Annotated in this window: 20 protein-coding genes; 2 read left to right on the top strand and 18 right to left on the bottom strand. The window is 62.8% G+C overall.

Annotated elements, in window-relative coordinates; translation table 11 throughout:
• Positions 1–4: 4 nt before the first annotated feature.
• The 15 genes from C4Q27_RS19680 to C4Q27_RS19590 all read right to left on the bottom strand — a co-directional run bounded on the left by C4Q27_RS19680 (position 5) and on the right by C4Q27_RS19590 (position 13,331).
• A complete protein-coding gene (locus tag C4Q27_RS19680; RefSeq protein ID WP_020193440.1) occupies positions 5–610 on the bottom strand; it encodes a DUF4823 domain-containing protein in 606 nt (201 codons plus the stop codon).
• Between the two features lie 66 nt (positions 611–676).
• Positions 677–1,645: a GTP 3',8-cyclase MoaA gene (locus C4Q27_RS19675; RefSeq protein WP_104887230.1), complete on the bottom strand. Its 969-nt coding sequence runs from the start codon at positions 1,643–1,645 to the stop codon at positions 677–679.
• Positions 1,646–1,801: 156 nt separating this feature from the next.
• Positions 1,802–2,437, bottom strand: coding sequence for a TetR/AcrR family transcriptional regulator (locus C4Q27_RS19670; protein WP_003247170.1), 636 nt, complete (start codon positions 2,435–2,437; stop codon positions 1,802–1,804).
• A gap of 973 nt (positions 2,438–3,410) precedes the next feature.
• Complete coding sequence (locus C4Q27_RS19645) at positions 3,411–4,193, bottom strand: TatD family hydrolase (RefSeq protein WP_064491346.1); 783 nt, start codon at positions 4,191–4,193, stop codon at positions 3,411–3,413.
• A gap of 30 nt (positions 4,194–4,223) precedes the next feature.
• On the bottom strand, positions 4,224–5,210 hold the full coding sequence (locus C4Q27_RS19640) for a DNA polymerase III subunit delta' (RefSeq protein ID WP_104887229.1): 987 nt from the start codon (positions 5,208–5,210) through the stop codon (positions 4,224–4,226).
• Positions 5,203–5,835, bottom strand: a complete 633-nt coding sequence (gene tmk / locus C4Q27_RS19635; RefSeq protein ID WP_020192642.1) for a dTMP kinase — start codon at positions 5,833–5,835, stop codon at positions 5,203–5,205. The genes C4Q27_RS19640 and tmk overlap by 8 nt, the downstream gene beginning before the upstream one ends.
• 9 nt (positions 5,836–5,844) lie before the next feature.
• The gene (gene mltG, locus C4Q27_RS19630) at positions 5,845–7,080 is read right to left on the bottom strand and encodes an endolytic transglycosylase MltG (protein ID WP_104887228.1); all 1,236 of its coding nucleotides are present in this window, start codon (positions 7,078–7,080) and stop codon (positions 5,845–5,847) included.
• Between the two features lie 4 nt (positions 7,081–7,084).
• Entirely contained in the window at positions 7,085–7,900 is an 816-nt protein-coding gene (gene pabC / locus C4Q27_RS19625) for an aminodeoxychorismate lyase (protein ID WP_104887227.1), read from the bottom strand.
• On the bottom strand, positions 7,900–9,144 hold the full coding sequence (fabF, locus tag C4Q27_RS19620; protein WP_010952938.1) for a beta-ketoacyl-ACP synthase II: 1,245 nt from the start codon (positions 9,142–9,144) through the stop codon (positions 7,900–7,902). Before fabF ends, pabC begins: the two co-directional genes overlap by 1 nt.
• Positions 9,145–9,331: 187 nt before the next feature.
• Positions 9,332–9,568: an acyl carrier protein gene (gene acpP, locus C4Q27_RS19615; RefSeq protein WP_003247161.1), complete on the bottom strand. Its 237-nt coding sequence runs from the start codon at positions 9,566–9,568 to the stop codon at positions 9,332–9,334.
• Between the two features lie 203 nt (positions 9,569–9,771).
• Positions 9,772–10,512, bottom strand: coding sequence for a 3-oxoacyl-ACP reductase FabG (fabG, locus tag C4Q27_RS19610; RefSeq protein ID WP_003247160.1), 741 nt, complete (start codon positions 10,510–10,512; stop codon positions 9,772–9,774).
• Positions 10,513–10,527: 15 nt separating this feature from the next.
• Positions 10,528–11,466: an ACP S-malonyltransferase gene (gene fabD / locus C4Q27_RS19605; RefSeq protein ID WP_010952936.1), complete on the bottom strand. Its 939-nt coding sequence runs from the start codon at positions 11,464–11,466 to the stop codon at positions 10,528–10,530.
• A gap of 127 nt (positions 11,467–11,593) precedes the next feature.
• A complete protein-coding gene (plsX, locus tag C4Q27_RS19600) occupies positions 11,594–12,604 on the bottom strand; it encodes a phosphate acyltransferase PlsX (protein WP_019437406.1) in 1,011 nt (336 codons plus the stop codon).
• 3 nt (positions 12,605–12,607) lie between these two features.
• A complete protein-coding gene (rpmF, locus tag C4Q27_RS19595; RefSeq protein WP_003247154.1) occupies positions 12,608–12,790 on the bottom strand; it encodes a 50S ribosomal protein L32 in 183 nt (60 codons plus the stop codon).
• Positions 12,791–12,803: 13 nt separating this feature from the next.
• Positions 12,804–13,331: a YceD family protein gene (locus C4Q27_RS19590; RefSeq protein ID WP_010952934.1), complete on the bottom strand. Its 528-nt coding sequence runs from the start codon at positions 13,329–13,331 to the stop codon at positions 12,804–12,806.
• Between the two features lie 96 nt (positions 13,332–13,427).
• Here C4Q27_RS19590 and C4Q27_RS19585 point away from each other — a divergent pair, with 96 nt between their 5' ends.
• Complete coding sequence (locus tag C4Q27_RS19585) at positions 13,428–14,006, top strand: nucleoside triphosphate pyrophosphatase (RefSeq protein WP_020192645.1); 579 nt, start codon at positions 13,428–13,430, stop codon at positions 14,004–14,006.
• A gap of 208 nt (positions 14,007–14,214) precedes the next feature.
• Here C4Q27_RS19585 and C4Q27_RS19580 read toward each other — a convergent pair whose 3' ends face one another.
• Genes C4Q27_RS19580 through rluC form a run of 3 tightly spaced genes read right to left on the bottom strand, consistent with a single transcriptional unit; the run spans position 14,215 to position 16,845 of the window.
• Entirely contained in the window at positions 14,215–15,204 is a 990-nt protein-coding gene (locus tag C4Q27_RS19580; protein ID WP_010952932.1) for a S49 family peptidase, read from the bottom strand.
• Positions 15,205–15,210: 6 nt separating this feature from the next.
• Entirely contained in the window at positions 15,211–15,885 is a 675-nt protein-coding gene (locus tag C4Q27_RS19575) for an HAD family hydrolase (protein ID WP_004576623.1), read from the bottom strand.
• Positions 15,886–15,888: 3 nt separating this feature from the next.
• Positions 15,889–16,845, bottom strand: a complete 957-nt coding sequence (rluC, locus tag C4Q27_RS19570) for a 23S rRNA pseudouridine(955/2504/2580) synthase RluC (protein WP_003247149.1) — start codon at positions 16,843–16,845, stop codon at positions 15,889–15,891.
• Between the two features lie 797 nt (positions 16,846–17,642).
• Between rluC and rne the strand changes: the two genes are divergently transcribed.
• Positions 17,643–20,903: a ribonuclease E gene (gene rne, locus C4Q27_RS19560; RefSeq protein WP_104887226.1), complete on the top strand. Its 3,261-nt coding sequence runs from the start codon at positions 17,643–17,645 to the stop codon at positions 20,901–20,903.
• Positions 20,904–21,144 lie beyond the last annotated feature (241 nt).

Below are 21,144 nucleotides of genomic sequence, written 5' to 3'. Positions count from 1 at the left end.
TGCCTCATTCACTCATGCCCAGAAGGCTACGAGCGTACTCGCGCATCGGCGCACCAAGCAAATCCTCCGGGGTGTTGTCGTGGAACGTCAACAAACCGCCACGGCTCTTGATGCGTGCAGTGTCGATCAGGTAGCGGGTACTGGTTTCGATCAGCATCATCTGCACCACGCCAGTGTCCCAGCCCAAGCGGTCGACGGCCTGCTCGTCATACCACTCGTCACCATTGCCGATGCGATCGTCGGTACGAGCGAAGCGCGTGTACAACACGTAGTCCGCACCCACCGCGCGCGCCTGGGCGATGGCCTCTTCGAGGCCCAGCGGGCCCTGGGCGCGACGTACCATCGGGAAGTATTCGACGAAGCTCTTGAAGGCCTGCTGGGCCACTGCATTCTGCCGAGGCACCGGCCCCTCGCCCGGCGGCACGAATGCACCCTGGCCAATGAAGATGAACGAATCAGGCTGCAGGCGGATCGACAAGGAGCGACGGGTTTCGCTGTGGTCCAGCAGACCGGCATCGCTCATGTGATAGCGGACGCCTTCGCCCATATCGCTGACATTCATGCAGCCGCCCAGCGCCATCAGCGCCAGCAGCAAGACCAGGCTACGCATCTTTCCTCCAGTGGCCGGCGACGAAAAACCGGCGAATAGCCGGCGGATGCAGCTTTTGCGCCAGCTTCAGCCACCGATCACCTTCATGACGGTCACGCCGCCGGAAAAGGCCACGTCCTGCTTGTCAGCCAAAGCCTTGACCAACAACCTCTGCAAGGCCGGCAGCGCCTGATGACGCGGTTTTTCCAGCAGGTCGCCGACGAAGTGCCGGTTACCTGACGACAGGCAGCCATGCAGCCAGCCCGTAGAAGACAGGCGCAACCGCGAGCAGGTACGGCAAAACGGCACGCTTTCGTTGGCAATGACGCCGAAGTGGCCCCTGCCGGGGATGTGGTAACGCATGGCAGTGGCGTCCAGCGGCGCACTCACCTGGGCGTAGGTATGCTGGCCGCCGATCAGCGCAAGCAGCTGGTCGAGGCCTACAAACTGCTGGAGGAAGGCGTTGCGATCGTGAGAGAGGTGGCCCATGCGCATCAGTTCGATGAAGCGCAGCTCGAAGCCGCGCGCGAGGCAGTAATCCAGCAGGGGCAGTACCTGATCAAGGTTTTTCCCGCGCATCGGCACCATGTTGACCTTGATTCGCATACCCAGGGCGCTGGCCTGCTCCATTCCATCCAGCACAGTGCCCAGGTCGCCGCCACGGGCAATCTGGCGGAAAGCCAGCGGGTCGAGGGTGTCGAGGGAAACGTTCAGCCGACGAATCCCAGCCGCCTGCAGTTGCGGCAACTTGCGCGCCAGCAACTGGCCGTTGGTGGTCAGCGAGACGTCATCAAGGTCGAGTTTGGCCACGGCAGCCAGAAAGGCATCCAGGCGCGGGCTGACCAGTGGCTCACCGCCAGTAATCCGCAGGCGCTCGATGCCGGCGGCTTCGATCAGATAGGCCACGCCACGGGCCAAGGCATCCGCCGACAGCTCGTCCTGCGCCGCCACCAGCCGCTTTCCGTCAGGTACGCAGTAGGTACAGGCGTAGTTGCAGGCAGCCGTCAGGCTGACGCGCAGGTTGCGAAAGCGCCTGCCTTGACGATCGACAATCATGAATGACTCCGGCATGGATGAAGGGGCCGGCAAAACCTGACTCATAAATCAGGTTTTTGCAAGCCCCAATGCGCAATGCCGAATTTCCAAACGATAGCCAAACGCTTCGGGCTGCACTGCCGCGCAGAGGACGCACGACGCCGTTTCGCTAAATGCTCAGTTCGAGGGTTCCGGGTCGCGCTTGCGCTTGTTGCCCATACGCACGCCAATGTCCATCAGGAACTGGAAGAAGCCTTCCTGATCTTCCAGCACGTTGCTCCAGAACGGCGAGTGGTACAGCGCCACAGCGCCGTGCACCAGCGCCCAGGCAGCGCAGTAGTGGAAATACGGCGGCACGTCTTCGAGCTTGCCTTCGCTGATACGGCCCTTGATCAGCTGGGTCAGGCGGTCGAAGTTGGAGGCACGGATGCTGTGCAGCTGCTCGACCATTTCCGGCACCTGATTGCCCTTGACCACCTTTTCTTCAAGGCGGTCGAACAGCCGGTAGCGTTGCGGGTCGCGCATGCGGAACTCGAAGTAGGCGCGCGACAGCGCTTCCTTGTCACGGTCGACGTCGGCCGAGTGCAACAGCTCGTTCAGGTCACGCTCGTAATCGAGCATCAGGCGCAGGTAGATCTCCGCCTTGGACTTGAAGTGCTTGTAGATCGTGCCTTTGCCGATGCCCACGGCGTCGGCGATCATCTCGACGGTGACGCTGTCTTCACCTTGCTCGAGAAACAGCTTGAGCGCGGTATCGAGGATTTCCTGTTCGCGACGGCGAAACTCACGGACCTTACGAGGTTCTTTCTGCATGGGAAGGACTGGATGACAATCGAAGCGGTTTATTATGCCTAACTTGCGGGAAATTGCACGGATCATCCACGCATGTCTATGTTTCACGATGCATACGGCCATGCGCTGCGGGAGGAACGAAACGTTGACGTATTCCAAATCTGTTTAAAAAACGTCCAATATGCACTGGCACTGCGCCAAACCTGACCAATACTTGAAGTGTTGGCGCGGCGCATCCCCCCCAGTGGCGCGCCGATAAAGGTGCTCAGGGACCGCGTACCTTTGTTTTACTCCTAATGGTCTTAACCCGGATTCCTCCCCCAGAACCCGGGTTTTTTTTGTGTTTTTGTGGGGAGAATGGTGTGACGGCTGTCAGGTGCGTGCCGCAAGATTTTCAGCGCCTGTGGAATCGAGCGCCGCCCGCGCGGCGCTTCGCGGGTAAACCCGCTCCTACGCTTGTTTCGGGCCAATTAGGCCTGTGAGATTTGCGCGCGAACGCCTTGGCGCACGCCTCGATATCGCGTCGTACAAACAAGGCGGTCGCGCGCGCCTGGCACAGAAGAGCGCCGCCCGCGCGGCGCTTCGCGGGTAAACCCGCTCCTACGCTTGTTTCGGGCCAATTAGGCCTGTGAGATTTGCGCGCGAACGCCTTGGCGCACGCCTCGATATCGCTTCGTACAAACAAGGCGGTCGCGCGCGCCTGGCACAGAAGAGCGCCGCCCGCGCGGCGCTTCGCGGGTAAATCCGCTCCTACGCTTGTTTCGGGCCAATTAGGCCTGTGGGATTTGCGTGCGAACGCCTTGGCGCACGCCTCGATATCGCGTCGTACAAACAAGGCGGTCGCGCGCGCCTGGCACAGGACGGACTGGCCCGAAACAAACGTAGGAGCGGGTTTACCCGCGAAGCGCCGCGCGGGCGGCGCTCGATCTGACAGACGCTGCAAGGGTTGAGGCTGGCACCTTGTGCCCCTCACACAATCTTAAAACCCGGTAATTCAAGCCACCCGCGCCAATGGGAACAATCGCTTGAAGTTGGCCGTGGTCTGCTCGGCCAACTGCTCATAACTGGCCCCACGCAACGAAGCCACATACTCCGCCACCTCCCGCACATACTGCGGCAGGTTCGGCTTGCCCCGATGCGGAATCGGCGCCAGGTACGGCGAATCGGTCTCCACCAGCAAGCGATCGACAGGCACCTGCCGCGCCACTTCACGCAACGCTTCGGCATTGCGGAAGGTCACGATGCCCGACAGCGAGATGTAATAACCCAGGTCCAGCGCGGCCTTGGCCATGTCCCAGTCCTCGGTAAAGCAGTGCAGTACGCCAGCCTGCGGCAGGTTGGCCTCACGCAGCAGCGCCAGGGTATCGGCACGCGCCGCCCGGGTATGCACGATCACCGGCTTGCCGGTCTGCCTGGAGGCCTCCAGGTGCAGGCGGAACGAGGCCTGCTGCAGCTCTGCCGCCTCCGGCTCGTAGTGGTAATCCAGCCCGGTTTCACCAATCGCCACCACATGCGGGTGGGCCAATTCGCGCAACAGCCATTCCAACGCCGGGGTTTCGCCAGGGGCCAGGTCCAGCGGGTGCACGCCCACCGAGCAGTCGACGTCAGCGTACTGCTCGCTCAGCGCCTTCACTGCACCCGCATTCTCGGCACTGACGCCAATGCACAGGAAATGCCCGACCCCACGCTCACGCGCCGCCTGCAGGGCAGCATCGAGGGAGCCCTGGTGAGCAGTGAGGTCAAGACGGTCGAGGTGGCAATGGGAATCTACGAGCATGGGATAACGGCACACATGAAAAATGGAAAATCAGCGGGCACCCGGCAGTTGCAGCCAGTGAGCCAGCAGCGATTCAAGCAACAAGGCGCGGTTGAGGTTGGCCTTGCCCAGTACCTTCTGGCGCTGTTCGAGGATCCATGCCTGCACCTCCAGCACCTTGGCCTGGCGGCTCTTCTGCGCCAGGTATTGCACGACCTTGCGCATATCGGCCAAGCCTAACCCTTCCTCGTCCTGGGTCAACTGATAGCGCAGGATCAGGTGCGACCAATCGCAGAACCAGTCGAACAGCAGCAACAACGGCACACCGCTCCAGGCATCGGCCAGCTGGCTCGGCGATTGCTGCTGCTTGAGCAGCTTCTTCACCCCATCGGCCACCAGCGCGCGTTGCTCGCGCACACCCTGCGCCTGCAGGCTGACCGCCATCAATGGCGAACCTGCCGCCAGCGTCAGCAGCTCATCGCGCTCGACCTCGTCGCAGTCGGGTAACGCGCCAGTCAGCCATGCCTGGCTCTGGGCCAGACTGGGCTGCGGACAGGCCACCTGCTGGCAGCGGCTCTTGATCGTCGGCAACAGACGGCTGGGCTGGTGCGTCACCAGCAACAACACGGTATCACCGGAAGGTTCTTCAAGGCTTTTGAGCAGGGCGTTGGAGGCGTTGACATTCATCGCCTCCACCGGCTCGATCAACACCACCTTGCGCCCGCCCAACTGCGCGGTCTGCACCACAAAGGCCACCAGCTCGCGTACCTGGTCGACCTTGATCGGCTTGTCAGCCTCCTCCGGCTCGAGGACGAAGTTGTCCGGGTGGCTGCCGGCCTTGAGCAACAGGCACGACTTACACGCCCCACAAGCGTCCAGGCCCTGCGGCTGCTGGCACAACAGGCGCGCCATCAGACGCTCGGCCATGGCCCGCTTGCCAATACCCTGCGGCCCATGCAGCAGGTAAGCGTGGGCGTGGCGGCTGCGACCGGCCAGTTGCTGCCACAGCGCCTGCTGCCAAGGGTAGGCCTCAGCCACGGCAACGCTCCAGAATGCCTGGCAGCAGTACGTCGATGTCACGCTGCACCGCCTCCAGGGATTGTGCCGCATCAAGCAGGCTGTAGCGCTGTGGCGCGCCTTGGGCGCGCTGCAGGTACGCCTGGCGCACCGCTTCGAAGAACGCCTGCCCTTCCTGCTCGAATCGGTCCAGGCGGCCACGGGCGGCGGCGCGGGCAAGGCCCACTTCCACCGGCAGGTCGAAGACCAGGGTCAGGTCCGGGCGCAGGTCGCCCTGGACGAATTGTTCCAGAACCGCGATACGCTCGACCGACAGACCACGCCCGCCACCCTGATAGGCATAGGTGGCGTCCGTGAAACGATCACACAGTACAACAGCCCCGCGGGCCAGCGCCGGGCGGATGACCTGCGCCAGGTGCTGGGCGCGAGCGGCGAACACCAGCAACAGCTCGGTGTCGGCCGCCATGCCTTCGTCACTGGGTGTCAGCAACAGTTCACGCACCTTTTCCGCCAGCGGCGTACCGCCTGGCTCACGGGTCAGCACCACGTCCAGGCCGTGCTCGCGCAGGCGCGCGGCCAGGTAGTCGCGATTGGTGCTCTTGCCCGCGCCTTCGGGGCCTTCCAAAGTAATAAACAAGCCGCTCACAGGCAGTCCTTAATGTTGTTCGTCAGGCGTCGGCCGCTCGGCCGCTTGCGCACCGCCGGCAGGGGCATCCTGCGCGGGCGCTTCATCGGGGGCTGGCTGCGCAGTTGGCTCGTCCGCTGCTGACGGGTCCGCTGCTGGGGGCTCAGGGCGCTGCGCATCGTCGGCGCCCGATGCCTGTTCGGCATCATCGGCACCTGGCTTGGCCTCTTGCTGCGGCGCGGGGCTGGAGCGGTAGTCCGACCGGCGCTTGAGCTGGAACTCGCGCACTGCCGAATTGTGGTCGTCGAGGTCGTCGGAAAACACATGGCTGCCATCGCCGCGGGCGACGAAGTAAAGGCTGGTGCCATTGGACGGGTTCAGCGCCGCGTGAATCGCCTCGCGGCCGACCATGGCGATCGGGGTCGGTGGCAGCCCAGTCATGGTGTAAGTGTTGTAGGGCGTTGGCTCGCGCAGGTCGGCGCGGGTGATCTTGCCGTTGTAGCGTTCACCCATGCCATAGATAACCGTCGGGTCGGTCTGCAGCATCATACCCAGGCGCATGCGCCGCACGAACACACCGGCGATCTGCCCGCGCTCCTGCGGAATGCCGGTTTCCTTTTCGACCAGGGAGGCCATGATCAGCGCCTGGTACGGGTCACGATACGGCAGGTCGGTGGAGCGCTCGGCCCACTCCTTGGCCAGCACTTCGTCCAGACGCATGTAGGCCTGCTGCAGCAACTCGACATCGGTCATACCCCGCACAAAGCGGTAAGTGTCGGGGAAGAAGCGGCCTTCGGGGAACACACCGGTATGGCCGAGCTTGTCCATGACCTCGGCATCCGACAAGCCGTCCAGGGTATGCTTGATCTTTTCATGCTTGGCCACGGCCGCACGCACCTGGCGGAAGGTCCAGCCTTCGACCAGGGTGAGGTTGTACTGTACCACGTCGGCACGGCGCCAGGCGTCGAACAACTGCTCGACGGTCATGCCAGGGGTAAGACGGTACTCACCGGTGTGCAGGGGGGTGCCGGCCATGTTGAAGCGCCAGTACAAACGCAACCAGACGGCATCGTCGAGCAACCCTTCTCGTTGCATGCTGTAGAACATGCGGTTGGGGTTAGTGCCATTGGGCACATCCAGCAGGCGTTCCTGCGTGATGTGCAGGGGCTGCTCCAGGACCGAGTTGACCTTCCAGGCCGACCAGCCAAACGCCAGGCCGGCAAGGATCAAGCCCATTTCCAGCAACAGCAGGAATTTACGTCTCACGAATTCAGGTTTCCAGTAACGTACGGGCAACGGCCTGCAGTTTACGAGTGAGCGGGCCCGGCGACCAGTTTAGCGCGGCTACGCCACGCACGGGCCAAATGCCGTAAACGCTATTGCAAACAAATACTTCATCCGCTTGCTCCAGCGCCTCGAACGACAGGTCGCAGACCTGTACCGCAATACCCAGCAGCGGGGCCTGTTCCAGCAGTGCGGCACGCATCACGCCCGCCACGCCACAACGGCCAAGGTCGGCGGTAAGCAGCACGCCATCGCGCACCAGAAACAGATTGCTGTATACCCCTTCGATCACCCTGCCCTGCGCGTCACGCATCAGGCCTTCGGCATGGTCGCTGTCCTGCCATTCGGCACGGGCCAGCACCTGCTCCAGGCGGTTAAGGTGTTTGAGGCCGGCCAGCAGTGGTTGTTCCCCAAGCCGGGTCTGGCAAGGGAACAAACGTACGCCATGCTCGGCATGCTCGACAGGATAACGGGGTAATGGGCTGCCTTGCAGGATACGCCGCGGCGCTGCATCGACAGCTGGCGCATAGCCACGCTGGCTATCGCCACGGGTAAGGATGAGTTTGACGACACCCTCACCCAACTGGCTGGCGTAGCGCAGCAGCTCGTCGCGTACCAGCGCCAGATCGGCGTTGATCGCCAGGCGCTGGCAGCCCAGTGCCAGGCGTGCGAGGTGGCCGTCCAGCAAGCTGGGCCGGGCGCCTCGCACAGCGATGGTTTCGAACAGGCCATCGCCGTAGGCCAGGCCGCGGTTCTGCAGGTTCAGTGCAGTCGCCGGCTGGCCGTCGATCCAGCTGTGCATCAGCCGGCAAACCGGCGGAATACCAGCGAGCCGTTGGTGCCGCCAAAGCCGAACGAGTTGGACAGCACCACGTCGATCGGCATGCTGCGCGCCTGGTGGGGAACGAAGTCGAGGTCACACCCCTCGTCCGGCTCGTCCAGGTTGATGGTCGGCGGGGCCATCTGGCTATTGATGGCCAGCACGCTGAAGATCGCCTCCACCGCGCCCGCGGCGCCCAGCAAGTGACCGGTCATCGACTTGGTCGAGCTGACCGCCAGCTTGTAGGCATGCTCGCCGAACACGCGCTTGATCGCCGCCACTTCGGCCACATCGCCCGCCGGGGTAGAAGTGCCGTGGGCGTTGATGTAGCTGACTTCTTCCGGCTGGATACCGGCATCGCGCAAAGCGTTGGCCATGCAGCGGGCAGCGCCCTCGCCAGAGTCGGGTGGCGAGGTCATGTGGTAGGCGTCGCCGCTCATGCCAAAGCCAACCAGCTCGGCATAGATAGTCGCACCGCGGGCCTTGGCGTGCTCCAGCTCCTCGAGCACCAGGGCTCCGGCACCGTCGGACAGTACAAAGCCGTCACGGCCCTTGTCCCACGGGCGACTGGCCCGGCTTGGTTCATCGTTGCGGGTAGACAGTGCGCGCGAAGCGCCAAAACCGCCCATGCCCAGACCACAAGCGGCCATCTCGGCGCCACCTGCGATCATCACGTCAGCTTCACCGTAGGCGATATTGCGCGCGGCCATGCCGATGCAATGGGTGCCAGTGGTGCACGCAGTGGCGATGGCATAGTTCGGCCCTTGCAGACCCAGGTGGATCGACAGGAAACCGGAGATCATGTTGATGATCGAACCCGGCACGAAGAACGGCGAAATGCGGCGCGGCCCTGAATCGTGCAGGGTGCGGCTGGTTTCTTCGATGTTGGTCAGACCACCGATACCCGAGCCCATGGCCACGCCAATACGCTCGCGGTTGGCATCGGTGACCTCCAGGCCGGCATTACGCACGGCCTGGAAACCAGCCGCCAGGCCGTACTGGATGAACAGGTCGAGCTTGCGGGCCTCTTTGGCCGACAAGTACTGCTCAACCTCGAAGCCTTTCACCGAGCCGCCAAAACGGGTGGAGTAGGCAGACAGGTCCGTGTGTTCGATCGGACCGATGCCACTGCGGCCAGCCAGAATGCCCTGCCAGGTGCTCGGTACATCGGTACCCAGTGGCGACAGCATACCCATACCGGTGACCACGACGCGTCTACGCGACACAGTACTCTCCTTTTCTAATAACAGAGTCTCTTGCCATTGCATTCAAGTGCTGGAATGAAATGGCAACAAGCTCTTGGTGCGCGGTGAACGAAGCCGCCTGATAAATGCGAGGCGCTCGCAAAGAAAAAACCGCACGCCGGCGAAGGCAGTGCGGTTTTCCCCGACAAGAAACGTCGACTGTCGCGTCTTAGGCCTGGTGGGCTTTGACGTAGTCGATGGCGGCTTGAACGGTAGTGATCTTCTCGGCTTCTTCGTCAGGGATTTCGGTCTCGAATTCCTCTTCCAGAGCCATCACCAGTTCAACGGTGTCAAGCGAATCGGCACCCAGGTCATCGACGAAGGACTTAGTCTCAGTCACTTCTTCTTCCTTGACGCCCAGTTGCTCGGCGACGATTTTCTTGACGCGTTCTTCGATGGTGCTCATACCTAGTTTTCACTCCTAATGGATATATGTCAGGCAGCTGGCCGGTGGCTAATTTTATAGAAAGACGTTCGCTTTTCAAGCTAAACGCACCTTCAGGCTAGTCACCACACCCGCTGCCTGGAATCTGGTTGCAGCTTTATAACGGATTTTAGGCTCGCAGTATGACTCTTTTTTTACGAAACCCGTCACATTGAGTTGCAGTATTACATGTACATCCCGCCGTTGACCGGCACGGTAGCGCCGGTCACGTAGGCGGCGCCGTCGGACGCCAGGAACGAAACCACCTTGGCAATTTCGTCAGCCTGGCCCAGGCGGCCCAGCGGAATCTGGGTCTGCAGGGCTTCGCGCTGAGCTTCCGGCAGCTCGCGGGTCATGTCGGTATCGATGAAGCCCGGGGTCACCGAGTTGACGGTGATGCCACGCGAACCCACTTCACGCGCCAGGGCGCGACTGAAGCCTTCCAGACCGGCCTTGGCCGCCGCGTAGTTGGCCTGACCCGCGTTACCCATGGCACCGACGACCGAGCCGATGCTGATGATACGACCCCAACGCGCCTTGGTCATGCCACGCAGCACGCCCTTGGACAGACGGTAGAGGCTGTTGAGGTTGGTGTCGATGACATCGAACCACTCGTCGTCTTTCATGCGCAGCATCAGGTTGTCGCGGGTGATACCGGCGTTGTTGACCAGGATGGCCGGCGCACCGAACTGCTCGCCAATGGCGGCCAGCACGGCTTCAACCGATTCGGCGCTGGTCACGTTCAGCTCCATGCCGGTGCCGGTGATGCCGTGTTCTTTCAGGGTGGCAGCGATACGCTCGGCGCCGGACGCCGAAGTGGCGGTACCGATCACGGTCGCGCCCTGGCGGCCCAGCTCGAGGGCGATGGCCTGGCCAATGCCACGGCTGGCGCCGGTAACCAGTGCAACTTTACCTTGCAGGCTCATGCAAGCTTCTCCAAATCAGGCCAGTGCCGCGCGGGTGGCAGCAACGGCGTCAGGGGTGTTGAGGTTGTAGGTGGTCACGCCGTCGGCGCAACGCTTGTTAAGGCCAGCCAGGACCTTGCCCGGGCCACACTCGACCAGGTTGACCGCACCGTTGGCGGCCAGGGTCTGCACGCACTCGACCCAGCGTACCGGCTGGTACAGCTGTGCCAGCAGGTCGTGCTTGAGAGCATCGAGGTCGGCAGCGACGGCGGCGGTGACGTTCTGCACCACCGGAATCTGCGGGGCCTTCCATTCGATGGCATTGACCGATTCGGCAAAGCGCTCGGCGGCGGGCTTCATCAGGGCGCAGTGCGACGGGACGCTCACCGCCAGTGGCAGGGCGCGCTTGGCACCTTTGGCCTTGCACAGCTCCATGGCGCGGTCTACCGCCGCCTTGTTACCGGCGATGACCACCTGACCAGGCGAGTTGAAGTTCACGGCGCTGACCACTTCATCTTCAGCGGCTTCGGCGCAGAGTTCCACGACCACAGCATCGTCCAGGCCGAGAATGGCAGCCATGGCGCCGTGACCGGCCGGTACGGCTTCCTGCATCAGCTGACCGCGGCGCTCGACCAGGCGAACGGCATCTTTCAGGCTGATGCTGCCAGCGGCGACCAGGGCGCTGTATTCACCCAGGCTGTGCCCGGAAACGAAGGCAGGCTTGGCACCGCCCTCTTCCAGCCACAGGCGCCACAGTGCGATGGACGCAGTAAGGATTGCCGGCTGGGTCTTGTCGGTCTGGTTGAGTTGCTCTTCCGGGCCGTCCTGGACCAGCTTCCACAGGTCGTAGCCGAGCGCTTCGGACGCTTCCTTGAAGGTTTCGATGATCACTGGCTTCTCGGCGCCGAGCTCGGCGAGCATGCCCAGCGACTGGGAACCTTGACCGGGAAAGACGAATGCGAGGGATGCAGACATTGAACAAGCCCTTATGATCTTGTCGTCGGATAGTGTGCGCCAGGGCCGAAGCCAGGCGCGGAATCTGAAAACTTGGATGGAAACATAGACCAAGCGGTCACATTTAAGCACTTCATCGGCGAAATGCCTAAGGCAACAGGTCTTCAAGGCGGCCGTGCAGCCGCTGCGGCAGGTTCTCCTGAATTTCGATCAGCGCCCGCTGGATGGCACTCTGAAAGCCCTGCACACCCGCCGAGCCATGACTCTTGATGACGATGCCCTGCAGCCCCAGGAAGCTCGCCCCATTATGCCGCGCCGGCGCCAGGTCGGCCTGCAGACGCTTGAGCAGCGGCATGGCAACAGCCCCGGCAATGCGGGCAAAAGCACCGCCCTTGAACAGTTTTTCGATGCGCGCACCGATCATCGTCGCCAGGCCCTCGCTGGACTTGAGCAGTATGTTGCCGACAAAACCGTCGCACACCACCACGTCTGCCTCACCCCGGTACAGGCCATCCCCTTCGACGAAACCGACGTAGTTGAGGCCGCGGGCGTTCTGCAACAGCGTGGCAGCCAGCTTGACCTGCTGGTTACCCTTGATGTCCTCGGTACCGATATTCAACAGCGCCACGCGTGGCCGATGCACACCCAGGGCCTGAGCGGCCACCGAGCCCATTACCGCGAACTGGTAGAGGTTTTCGGCACTGCAGTCGACATTCGCGCCCAGATCGAGCAGTTGGCAGTAACCCGTCTGGGTCGGGATCGCCGCCACCATGGCCGGCCGGTCGATACCCGGCAGGGTCTTGAGCACGAAGCGCGACAACGCCATCAGCGCCCCGGTATTACCGGCACTGACACAGGCCTGGGCTTTTCCGTCGCGCACCAGTTCGAGGGCGATGCGCATCGACGAATCCGGCTTGCCACGCAACGCCTGGGATGGCCGCTCGTCCATGCCGACTACCTCACTGGCGGCGACAATCTGCAGGCGCGCGCGATCCGCAGCTGGCAGGCCGCTGACGAGATCTTCAAGGAGGGAGGGTTGACCGACGAGGGTCAGATGAAGCGAGGGGGTAGCCGAAAGGCAGGCAATGCTAGCCTGGACAATGCTGCGGGGACCGAAGTCCCCGCCCATTGCGTCGATCGCGATGACCTGAGCGGACAAGGATTACTCGTCAGCGCCCTTGTCGACCACTTTACGACCACGGTATACGCCTTCTGGCGAAACGTGGTGACGCAGGTGAACTTCACCGGTGGTTTTCTCTACCGACAGCGCGTTTTCCGACAGGGCGTCGTGCGAACGGCGCATGTCACGGGCAGAGCGGGATTTTTTGTTCTGCTGAACAGCCATAATTGATTAACTCCTAAACGTTTGGGTCACGCTTTAACTGCGCCAAAACACTGAACGGGTTGGACCGCGATACCTCGTCCTTGCTCGATTCGGGCTCGTCTGCGCCCGCCGGCTGCTGGCATTCTTCCGGATGATGAGCAGGCACGATTGGCAAGGCGAGCAAAAGCTCCTCCTCGACCAATGCCTGCAGATCCAAAGGATCTTCGCCCAGTTCCAGCACGTCATAGCCTTTCGGCAACGACTGGGTATTCGCACCCTCCTTCACCACGGCGTATGTACATTCGCTGTGGATCGGTAGGGTGACCAGCTCAAGACAACGCTGGCAAACCATCTTGACTTCGACGTCCAGCTCGCTGTGGATAACCACCACGTGCTGTTCATCTCGTTCAAAATCGAACTTCGCCTGCACCGTACCGACATTGTCGGAAAGCGGGTCGCAGAGTCTTTCCAAATCAGCGAGTTGCAGCGAACCGTTAAGGGTTACGCCACGATCGGCTAATTTGCGCGGGTCAACGTGAGGTGGAATCGGGTCATTCAACATAGGCGCAGCATTCTAGGGATGCCCCCCGCCCCTGTCAAAGGAAATTAGGCGGCATCGTGCGTGATAGAATTGGTTCAACCGAACCCGGAGTCTACCATGCTTCCTTTGTTACTGGCTTCCAGCTCTGCCTATCGCCGCGAACTGCTCGCACGCCTGCACCTGCCCTTCACCTGGGCAAGCCCCGATATAGACGAGCAACGCCTGGATGGCGAACCGCCCGTAGAGCTGGTGCGCCGGCTGGCCAGGCAAAAGGCCGAGGCATTGGCAGGCAGCCACCCCCGACACCTGATCATAGGCTCGGACCAGGTTGCGGTATTGGGCGAGCAGGTGCTGGGCAAGCCGCATACGTTCGAGCGCGCCTGCGAGCAACTACTGGAGTGCAGCGGGCAACAGGTGAGCTTCCTGACCGGACTGGCGCTGCTGAACAGCACCACCGGGCACTGCCAGGTGGATTGCGTGCCTTTTACCGTGACACTGCGTGAACTGAGCAGGGAGCAGGTCGAGCGTTACGTGGCAGCAGAACAGCCGCTGGATTGCGCAGGGAGTTTCAAGGCGGAGGGGCTGGGGGTGAGCTTGTTCCAGAGCACGCACGGGTGCGACGCGACCAGCCTGATAGGGCTGCCGCTGATTCGGCTGGTGGATATGCTGACCAAGGAAGGGGTGATGGTTCCGTAACCTGGCTGGGGATTTGGGCGCCCGGCAGATCGAGCGCCGCCCGGGAGGGTGGACGATCGGGGATATTGGACGGCGGGTCCGGCCTATTCGCGGGTAAACCCGCTCCTACAACGCACCGCTGGGCACCCTGATCGATGAGCGAACCTGCGCGCAACGCGCCGCGCGGGCGGCGCTTGATCTGCCAAACACCACAAGAACTGCGACGAACTCAACGCAACTGCGGCCCCTGGAACCCCATCCACATCGCCAGGTGCTCAGCCACGCTGGCACCCACGCGCTTGGAGAAGCGATCGAAAGGCGACTCCTGAACAGTGAAGTCAACCAACTCCTTCTCGCCCACGATCTCACGCGCCACATAGCTGGCACTGCCCAAGCCATCCACCAGCCCCAGCGCCTTGGCCTGCTCACCCGACCAGATCAGGCCGCTGAACAACTCCGGGTGCTCCTTATCCTTCAGGCGCTCACCCCGCCCCTGCTTGACCATGGCGATGAATTGCCGGTGCGTGGTATCCAGCACACCCTGCCAGAACCGGGTCTCTTCTGGTTTTTCCGGCGAAAACGGATCAAGGAACGCCTTGTGCTCACCCGATGTATAGGCACGGCGCTCGACCCCTAGCTTCTCCATGGTGCCAACAAAGCCATAACCCGCCGCCGTCACCCCAATGGAACCCACCAGGCTGGCCTTGTCGGCATAGATCTCGTCCGCCGCACTGGCGATGTAATAGGCACCGGAAGCACCAAGGTCAGCGATCACCGCATACAGCTTGATGGCGGGATATTCGGCACGCAGGCGACGGATTTCGTCATACACGTAACCTGCCTGCACCGGGCTGCCACCCGGGCTATTGATGCGCATCACCACAGCCTTGGTCTTGTCGTCCTTGAACGCTTCGCGCAGGCTCTTGACGATGTTATCGGCGCTGGCAGCCTCCTGATCGGCAATCACCCCGCGCACCTCGACCAGCGCGGTATGGCTGGCACTGCGCGAAGCGGCCTTGTCCATGTCCATCAGCGGCGAGAACAACGCCAGAATGCCGAACAGGTAGACGAAGGTCAGCAGCTTGAAGAAGATCCCCCAGCGCCGCGACCGTCGCTGCTCCTGCACGCTGGCCAGCAAGGTCTTTTCCAGCAGCTTCCAGCTGTTGCGCTCTTCGCGCTCCCCGGGCTCGGCCTCAGGGGCTTTCCATTCGTCTGCCATGCTTACCTACCTTGGAAGTGGAATTGCGGAACCACCCAGCCACTCGCGCAACTGGGAAAAGTGATCGATGCACACCTGCGGGCCAAACTCGGCCAGCGCCTGCAGCGACATGGCACCATAGCCAACCGCCACCGAATGCATGCCGGCATTGCTGGCCATCTGCAGGTCGAATGCCGAATCTCCGACCATCAGCGCACGCGACGGTTCGACGCCACAATGCCCGAGGATTTCCTCAAGCATCAGCGGGTGTGGCTTGCCACGGGTCTCGTCAGCCGCGCGGGTGATGTCGAAGAACCGCTCCCAGCCATTGGCCTTGAGCACCCGATCCAGCCCGCGACGGGCCTTGCCGGTGGCCACCGCCAGGCGGTAACCCTCGGCGCGAAAGGCATCCAGCGACTCGACCACGCCATCGAACAACGGCGAAGGTTGCTGATCCAGTGCGACGTAGACATCGGCATAGTGCTGGCGGAAGCTGGCAACCTCTGCGGGCACCAGGTGCGGGTACAAGGTGTGGATCGCCTCGTCCAAGGCCAGGCCGATGATACCCTTGACCGCATCGTCACTGCTCTGTGCCTCGCCGGCACGCTCTGCAGCGACATTCATGGCCTCGACGATACGACCAATGGAATCGGCCAGGGTGCCATCCCAGTCGAAGATCAGTAGCTCATAGCCTTTTTTCATGGATCAGGACGCACTCAGACGTTCAACGGTTTTCGCCCAGACCTCATCCACAGGCGCCTCGAGCTTCAATTCACCACCGTCCGGCAGCGGTACAGTCAACGCGTAGGCATGCAGGAACAGGCGCTTGCCGCCCAACTCGCGAATTTCCCGGCTGAAGTCTTCGTCGCCGTATTTGCTGTCGCCAGCGATCATGTGCCCGGCATGCAGGGTGTGCACGCGGATCTGATGGGTACGACCGGTGATCGGGCGCGCCTCGACAATGGTGGCAAAGTCACCAAAACGGCGCAGGACGCGAAACAGGGTCAGCGCCTCCTTGCCTTCATCGTTCACTTCGACCATGCGCTCGCCGGAACGCAGGTTGCTCTTGAGCAACGGCGCGTTGACCTGCTTTTTCGAGGTTGGCCAATGGCCGCGCACCAGCGCCATATAGCGCTTGTCGACACCATCGCCGCGCAGGGCGGCATGCAGGTGGCGCAGCATGCTGCGCTTCTTGGCGATCATCAACAGGCCAGACGTGTCGCGATCCAGGCGGTGCACCAGCTCCAGCTCCTTGGCGTCCGGGCGCAACTGGCGCAGCGCCTCGATCACCCCGAAGCTCAGGCCACTGCCGCCGTGCACGGCAATGCCGGCCGGCTTGTTCATCACGATAAGCGCTTTGTCCTCGTAGACAATGGCGGCTTCCAGACGCTGCAGCAGGCCTTGGGCCACCGGCGCCGGTTCGTCTCGTTCCGGCAAGCGGACGGGCGGAACCCGCACGATGTCGCCGGCCTGGATCTTGTACTCCGGCTTGACGCGGCCCTTGTTGACCCTCACCTCACCCTTGCGCAGGATGCGGTACACCAGTGTCTTGGGCACGCCCTTGAGGGCCGTGATGAGGAAATTATCGATGCGTTGGCCGGCAAGCTCCGGCGCGACTTCGATCAGCTGAACGCCGGAAGTCGGAGGGGTATTGGTCGTCATTACGGGATCATAACAATTTTTTATGGAATTGAAGCACTTAATCATTGCTGCTATAGTCGCGAACGCCGCCAAAAGCGGCAGGCCAGCGGCACCAGGCTCTTTGCCGGTCCCTGACCTTCGCAATTCTCCAGGACGCGAGGCCGTCCTACGGGGTTTTCGCCAGTTTACCGAAATGCCTGGAATCGCCACCAGCGCCGTGTAGAGAAGACCGAAAAAAAACGACAAGTGCGGTGTTTCACCTGCTTACCCGATTCTTTTCGCTGCACCTCTGCCCGCGAGTCGCTTCCACGCATCGCCCGGCGAATGCTTCGGAAATACCTGCCTTGGACATGAATGGCGCCAGCGCAGAACCAGCGCTGGCGAAAAATGCAACCCGTTGCGGATTCAGCGCGCGGCAGCACCCGAATTATCAGGGATACGTGCAGGGTGGAGATGCACAGCCCTCGGACCGTGTAGCACCGCGTCCGGCCACCAGCCCACTGACGGCTGGTGAGCGGATAAGGTCCTGAACAGATGCCCTCCGGGCGTCCACGGCTGACGGTTGATTCCTCCTCCTGACTGAGTGCACAAGGCCCGCTTGGTTGATTCGGATACCTATTCGAAGCCACCGGGGCCTTGTTGGCACCGCAGCAAACAGGACGCGTCGTCGCGACAACGGCAGGCTGGGCAACCGGCTGGTGCCGAACGTCGCTCGACACGGGGGTGGCCCGGCCACCCTTTGCGCACCTTGGCACCGACCATGAGACGTCGTGTGTGCCGAACGCCGTTTCCGGCAGCCCGGAAACCGACGGTACAACATGAAAAGAATGCTGATTAACGCGACTCAACCCGAAGAGTTGCGTGTAGCCCTGGTGGACGGCCAACGTCTCTACGACCTGGACATCGAGTCCGGCGCGCGCGAGCAGAAAAAGGCCAACATCTACAAAGGCAAGATCACCCGCATCGAACCCAGCCTCGAAGCCGCCTTCGTCGACTTCGGTTCCGAACGTCACGGCTTCCTGCCGCTGAAAGAAATCTCCCGCGAGTACTTCAAGAAGGCCCCTGAAGGCCGGGTCAACATCAAGGAAGTGCTCAGCGAAGGCCAGGAAGTCATCGTTCAGGTCGAGAAAGAAGAGCGCGGCAACAAAGGCGCCGCCCTCACCACCTTCATCAGCCTGGCCGGCCGCTATCTGGTGCTGATGCCCAACAACCCGCGTGCCGGTGGCATCTCGCGCCGCATCGAAGGCGAAGAGCGCAACGAACTGCGCGAAGCCCTGAACGGCCTGACCGTACCGGGTGACATGGGCCTGATCGTGCGAACGGCCGGCCTTGGCCGCAGCAGCGAAGAAATGCAGTGGGACCTGGATTACCTGCTGCAGCTGTGGACCGCCATCAAGGAAGCGTCCCTGGACCGCGCCGCGCCATTCCTGATCTACCAGGAAAGCAACGTCATCATCCGCGCCATCCGCGACTACCTGCGCCAGGACATCGGCGAAGTGCTGATCGACAGCATCGATGCCCAGGAAGAAGCGCTGACCTTCATCCGCCAGGTGATGCCGCAGTACGCCAGCAAGGTCAAGCTGTACGAAGACAGCGTACCGCTGTTCAACCGCTTCCAGATCGAAAGCCAGATCGAGACCGCCTTCCAGCGCGTGGTCGACCTGCCGTCCGGCGGTTCGATCGTGATCGACCCGACCGAAGCCCTGGTGTCCATCGACATCAACTCGGCGCGCGCCACCAAAGGCAGCGACATCGAAGAAACCGCCCTGCAGACCAACCTGGAAGCGGCCGAGGAAATCGCCCGCCAGCTGCGCCTGCGTGACATCGGCGGCCTGATCGTCATCGACTTCATCGACATGACCCCGGCGAAGAACCAGCGCGCCGTTGAAGAGCGCGTGCGTGAATGCCTGGAAGCCGACCGCGCCCGCGTCCAGGTAGGCCGCATCTCGCGCTTCGGCCTGCTGGAAATGTCCCGTCAGCGCCTGCGCCCATCGCTGGGCGAAAGCAGCGGCATCGTCTGCCCACGCTGCTCCGGCACCGGCATCATCCGTGACGTCGAATCGCTGTCGCTGGCCATCCTGCGCCTGATCGAAGAAGAAGCCCTGAAGGACCGCACCGCCGAAGTACGTGCTCAAGTGCCGATCCCGGTAGCCGCGTTCCTGCTGAACGAAAAGCGTAACTCGATCACCAAGATCGAGCTGCGCACCCGTGCGCGCATCATCATCCTGCCGAACGACCACCTGGAGACCCCGCACTTCGAAGTCCAGCGCCTGCGCGACGACAACCCTGAAGTGCTGAACAACCAGTCCAGCTACGAAATCGCCGCCGCCGAAGCCGAAGAAGCGCCGCAACCGACCGCCACCCGCACCCTGGTACGCCAGGAAGCCGCAGTGAAAACGGCCCCGGCCCGCGCCAACGCACCGGTACCGGCCGCCGCTGAAGAGCCCCAGGCTGCCGCGCCGGTAGCCCCTGCCCCGAGCGTTCCGGAGCCAAGCCTGTTCAAAGGCCTGGTGAAGTCGCTGGTGAGCCTGTTCGCCGGCAAGGACGAGCCTGCCGCCGCGCCAGTGGCTCCCGCCGCCGAAAAACCGGCTGCCGAGCGCAGCCCGCGTAACGAAGAACGCCGCAACGGCCGCCAGCAAAGCCGCAACCGCAACGGCCGCCGCGACGAAGAACGTAAACCGCGTGAAGAGCGTGCCGAGCGCGCACCGCGTGAAGAGCGTGCACCGCGCGAGGAACGCGCCCCACGCGAAGAGCGTGCGCCGCGTGAGGAACGCGCCCCACGTGAAGAGCGTGCACCGCGTGAAGAACGTGCGCCGCGCCAACCACGCGAAGACCGCCGTGGCAACCGCGGCGAAGAGCGCGTTCGCGAACTGCGCGAGCCGCTGGACGCTACCCCGCCAGCCGAACGCGAAGAGCGCCAGCCGCGTGAAGAACGTGTAGCCCGCGAAGAGCGAGCGCCACGTGAAGAGCGCGCACCGCGTGAAGAGCGTGCTCCACGTGAAGAACGCGCACCGCGTGAAGAACGCCCCCCTCGCGAAGAGCGTGCTCCACGTGAAGAACGCGCCCCTCGCGAAGAACGTGCTCCACGTGAGGAACGCGCACCGCGCGAAGAGCGTGCTCCACGCGAAGAACGCGCCCCGCGCCCACCACGCGAAGAGCGCCAACCACGCGCTGCCGAAGAAGCAACCGAACAGGCAGCCGAGCTGGCCGAAGAGCAACTGCCAGGCGAAGAGCTGCTGCAAGACGAGCAGGAAGGCACCGATGGCGAGCGCCCGCGCCGCCGCTCCCGTGGCCAGCGTCGTCGCAGCAACCGTCGTGAGCGTCAGCGCAATGCCAATGGCGAGTTGATCGACGGCAGTGAAGAAGAAGGCAGCGAAGAGCAGCCACAACAGCACCAGGCCACCGAGCTGGGTGCCGAACTGGCTGCCGGCCTTGCCGTGACGGCTGCTGTTGCCAGCAGCAACATCAGCTCGGACGCAGAAGCCCAGGCTAACCAGCAGGCCGAGCGTGCTACCGCCGAAGTCGCTGCCGCTGCAGAAACCGACAACAGCGAAGCCGCCCAACCGGTCGAGCAGGTCGAAGCGGCCACCAAAGCTGAAGAAGCGTCCGTGGCCCCAGCGGTCGAGCAGCCGGTCACCGAGCCAGTGGCCGCAGCCGAGGCAACTGCCGAGCCTGTGGTCGAAATGGCCCCGCAGCCTGTCGCTGAAGATGCACCTGCTGTTGAGCCGGTCGTGGTTGCAGAAACCGTGGTCACTGAAACCCCGGCAGAAGCCCCAGCGGTAGAAGCCGGTGAAATCGAACAGGCCCCGGCCGTGGTCGAAGTCGCTCCGGTTGCCGTGCAGCCTGCCCCGGTTGTCGAAGCCCAGCCAGAAGTAGTGGCCGAGCCTGCACCGGCACCGGCAGTGGTCGAACCTGCCACTGTCATGCTGGCCAACGGCCGCGCACCGAACGACCCACGTGAAGTGCGTCGCCGTAAGCGCGAGGCCGAGGCTGCTGCCAAAGCCGCACAGGAAGCTGCTGCAGCCTCCCAGGAACCAGCCTTGGAAACCGCCGATGAACACAAACCTCATCACGGCTGATAGCCAGAGCTGAATGAAAAAGCCCCGCCAGTGCGAACTGGCGGGGCTTTTTTTTGGTTTGCCTGACTGGCCTCTTCGCGGGTAAACCCGCTCCTACAATGGCATGTGTCCAACCCCCGATGTGTGTCCACCACCGATCACCGTGTAGGAGCGGGTTTACCCGCGAATACGGTAGCGGCGGCAACGGTGAACAGCAGGTGGAAATTGGCCACCAGGCCCGGCCCTTTCGCGGGTAAACCCG

The sequence above is a fragment of the Pseudomonas sp. SWI36 genome (assembly GCF_002948105.1).
Classification (GTDB): domain Bacteria; phylum Pseudomonadota; class Gammaproteobacteria; order Pseudomonadales; family Pseudomonadaceae; genus Aquipseudomonas; species Aquipseudomonas alloputida.
Note: the sequence above shows the minus strand (reverse complement) of the source record. Positions and strands in the feature narration are given on the sequence as shown.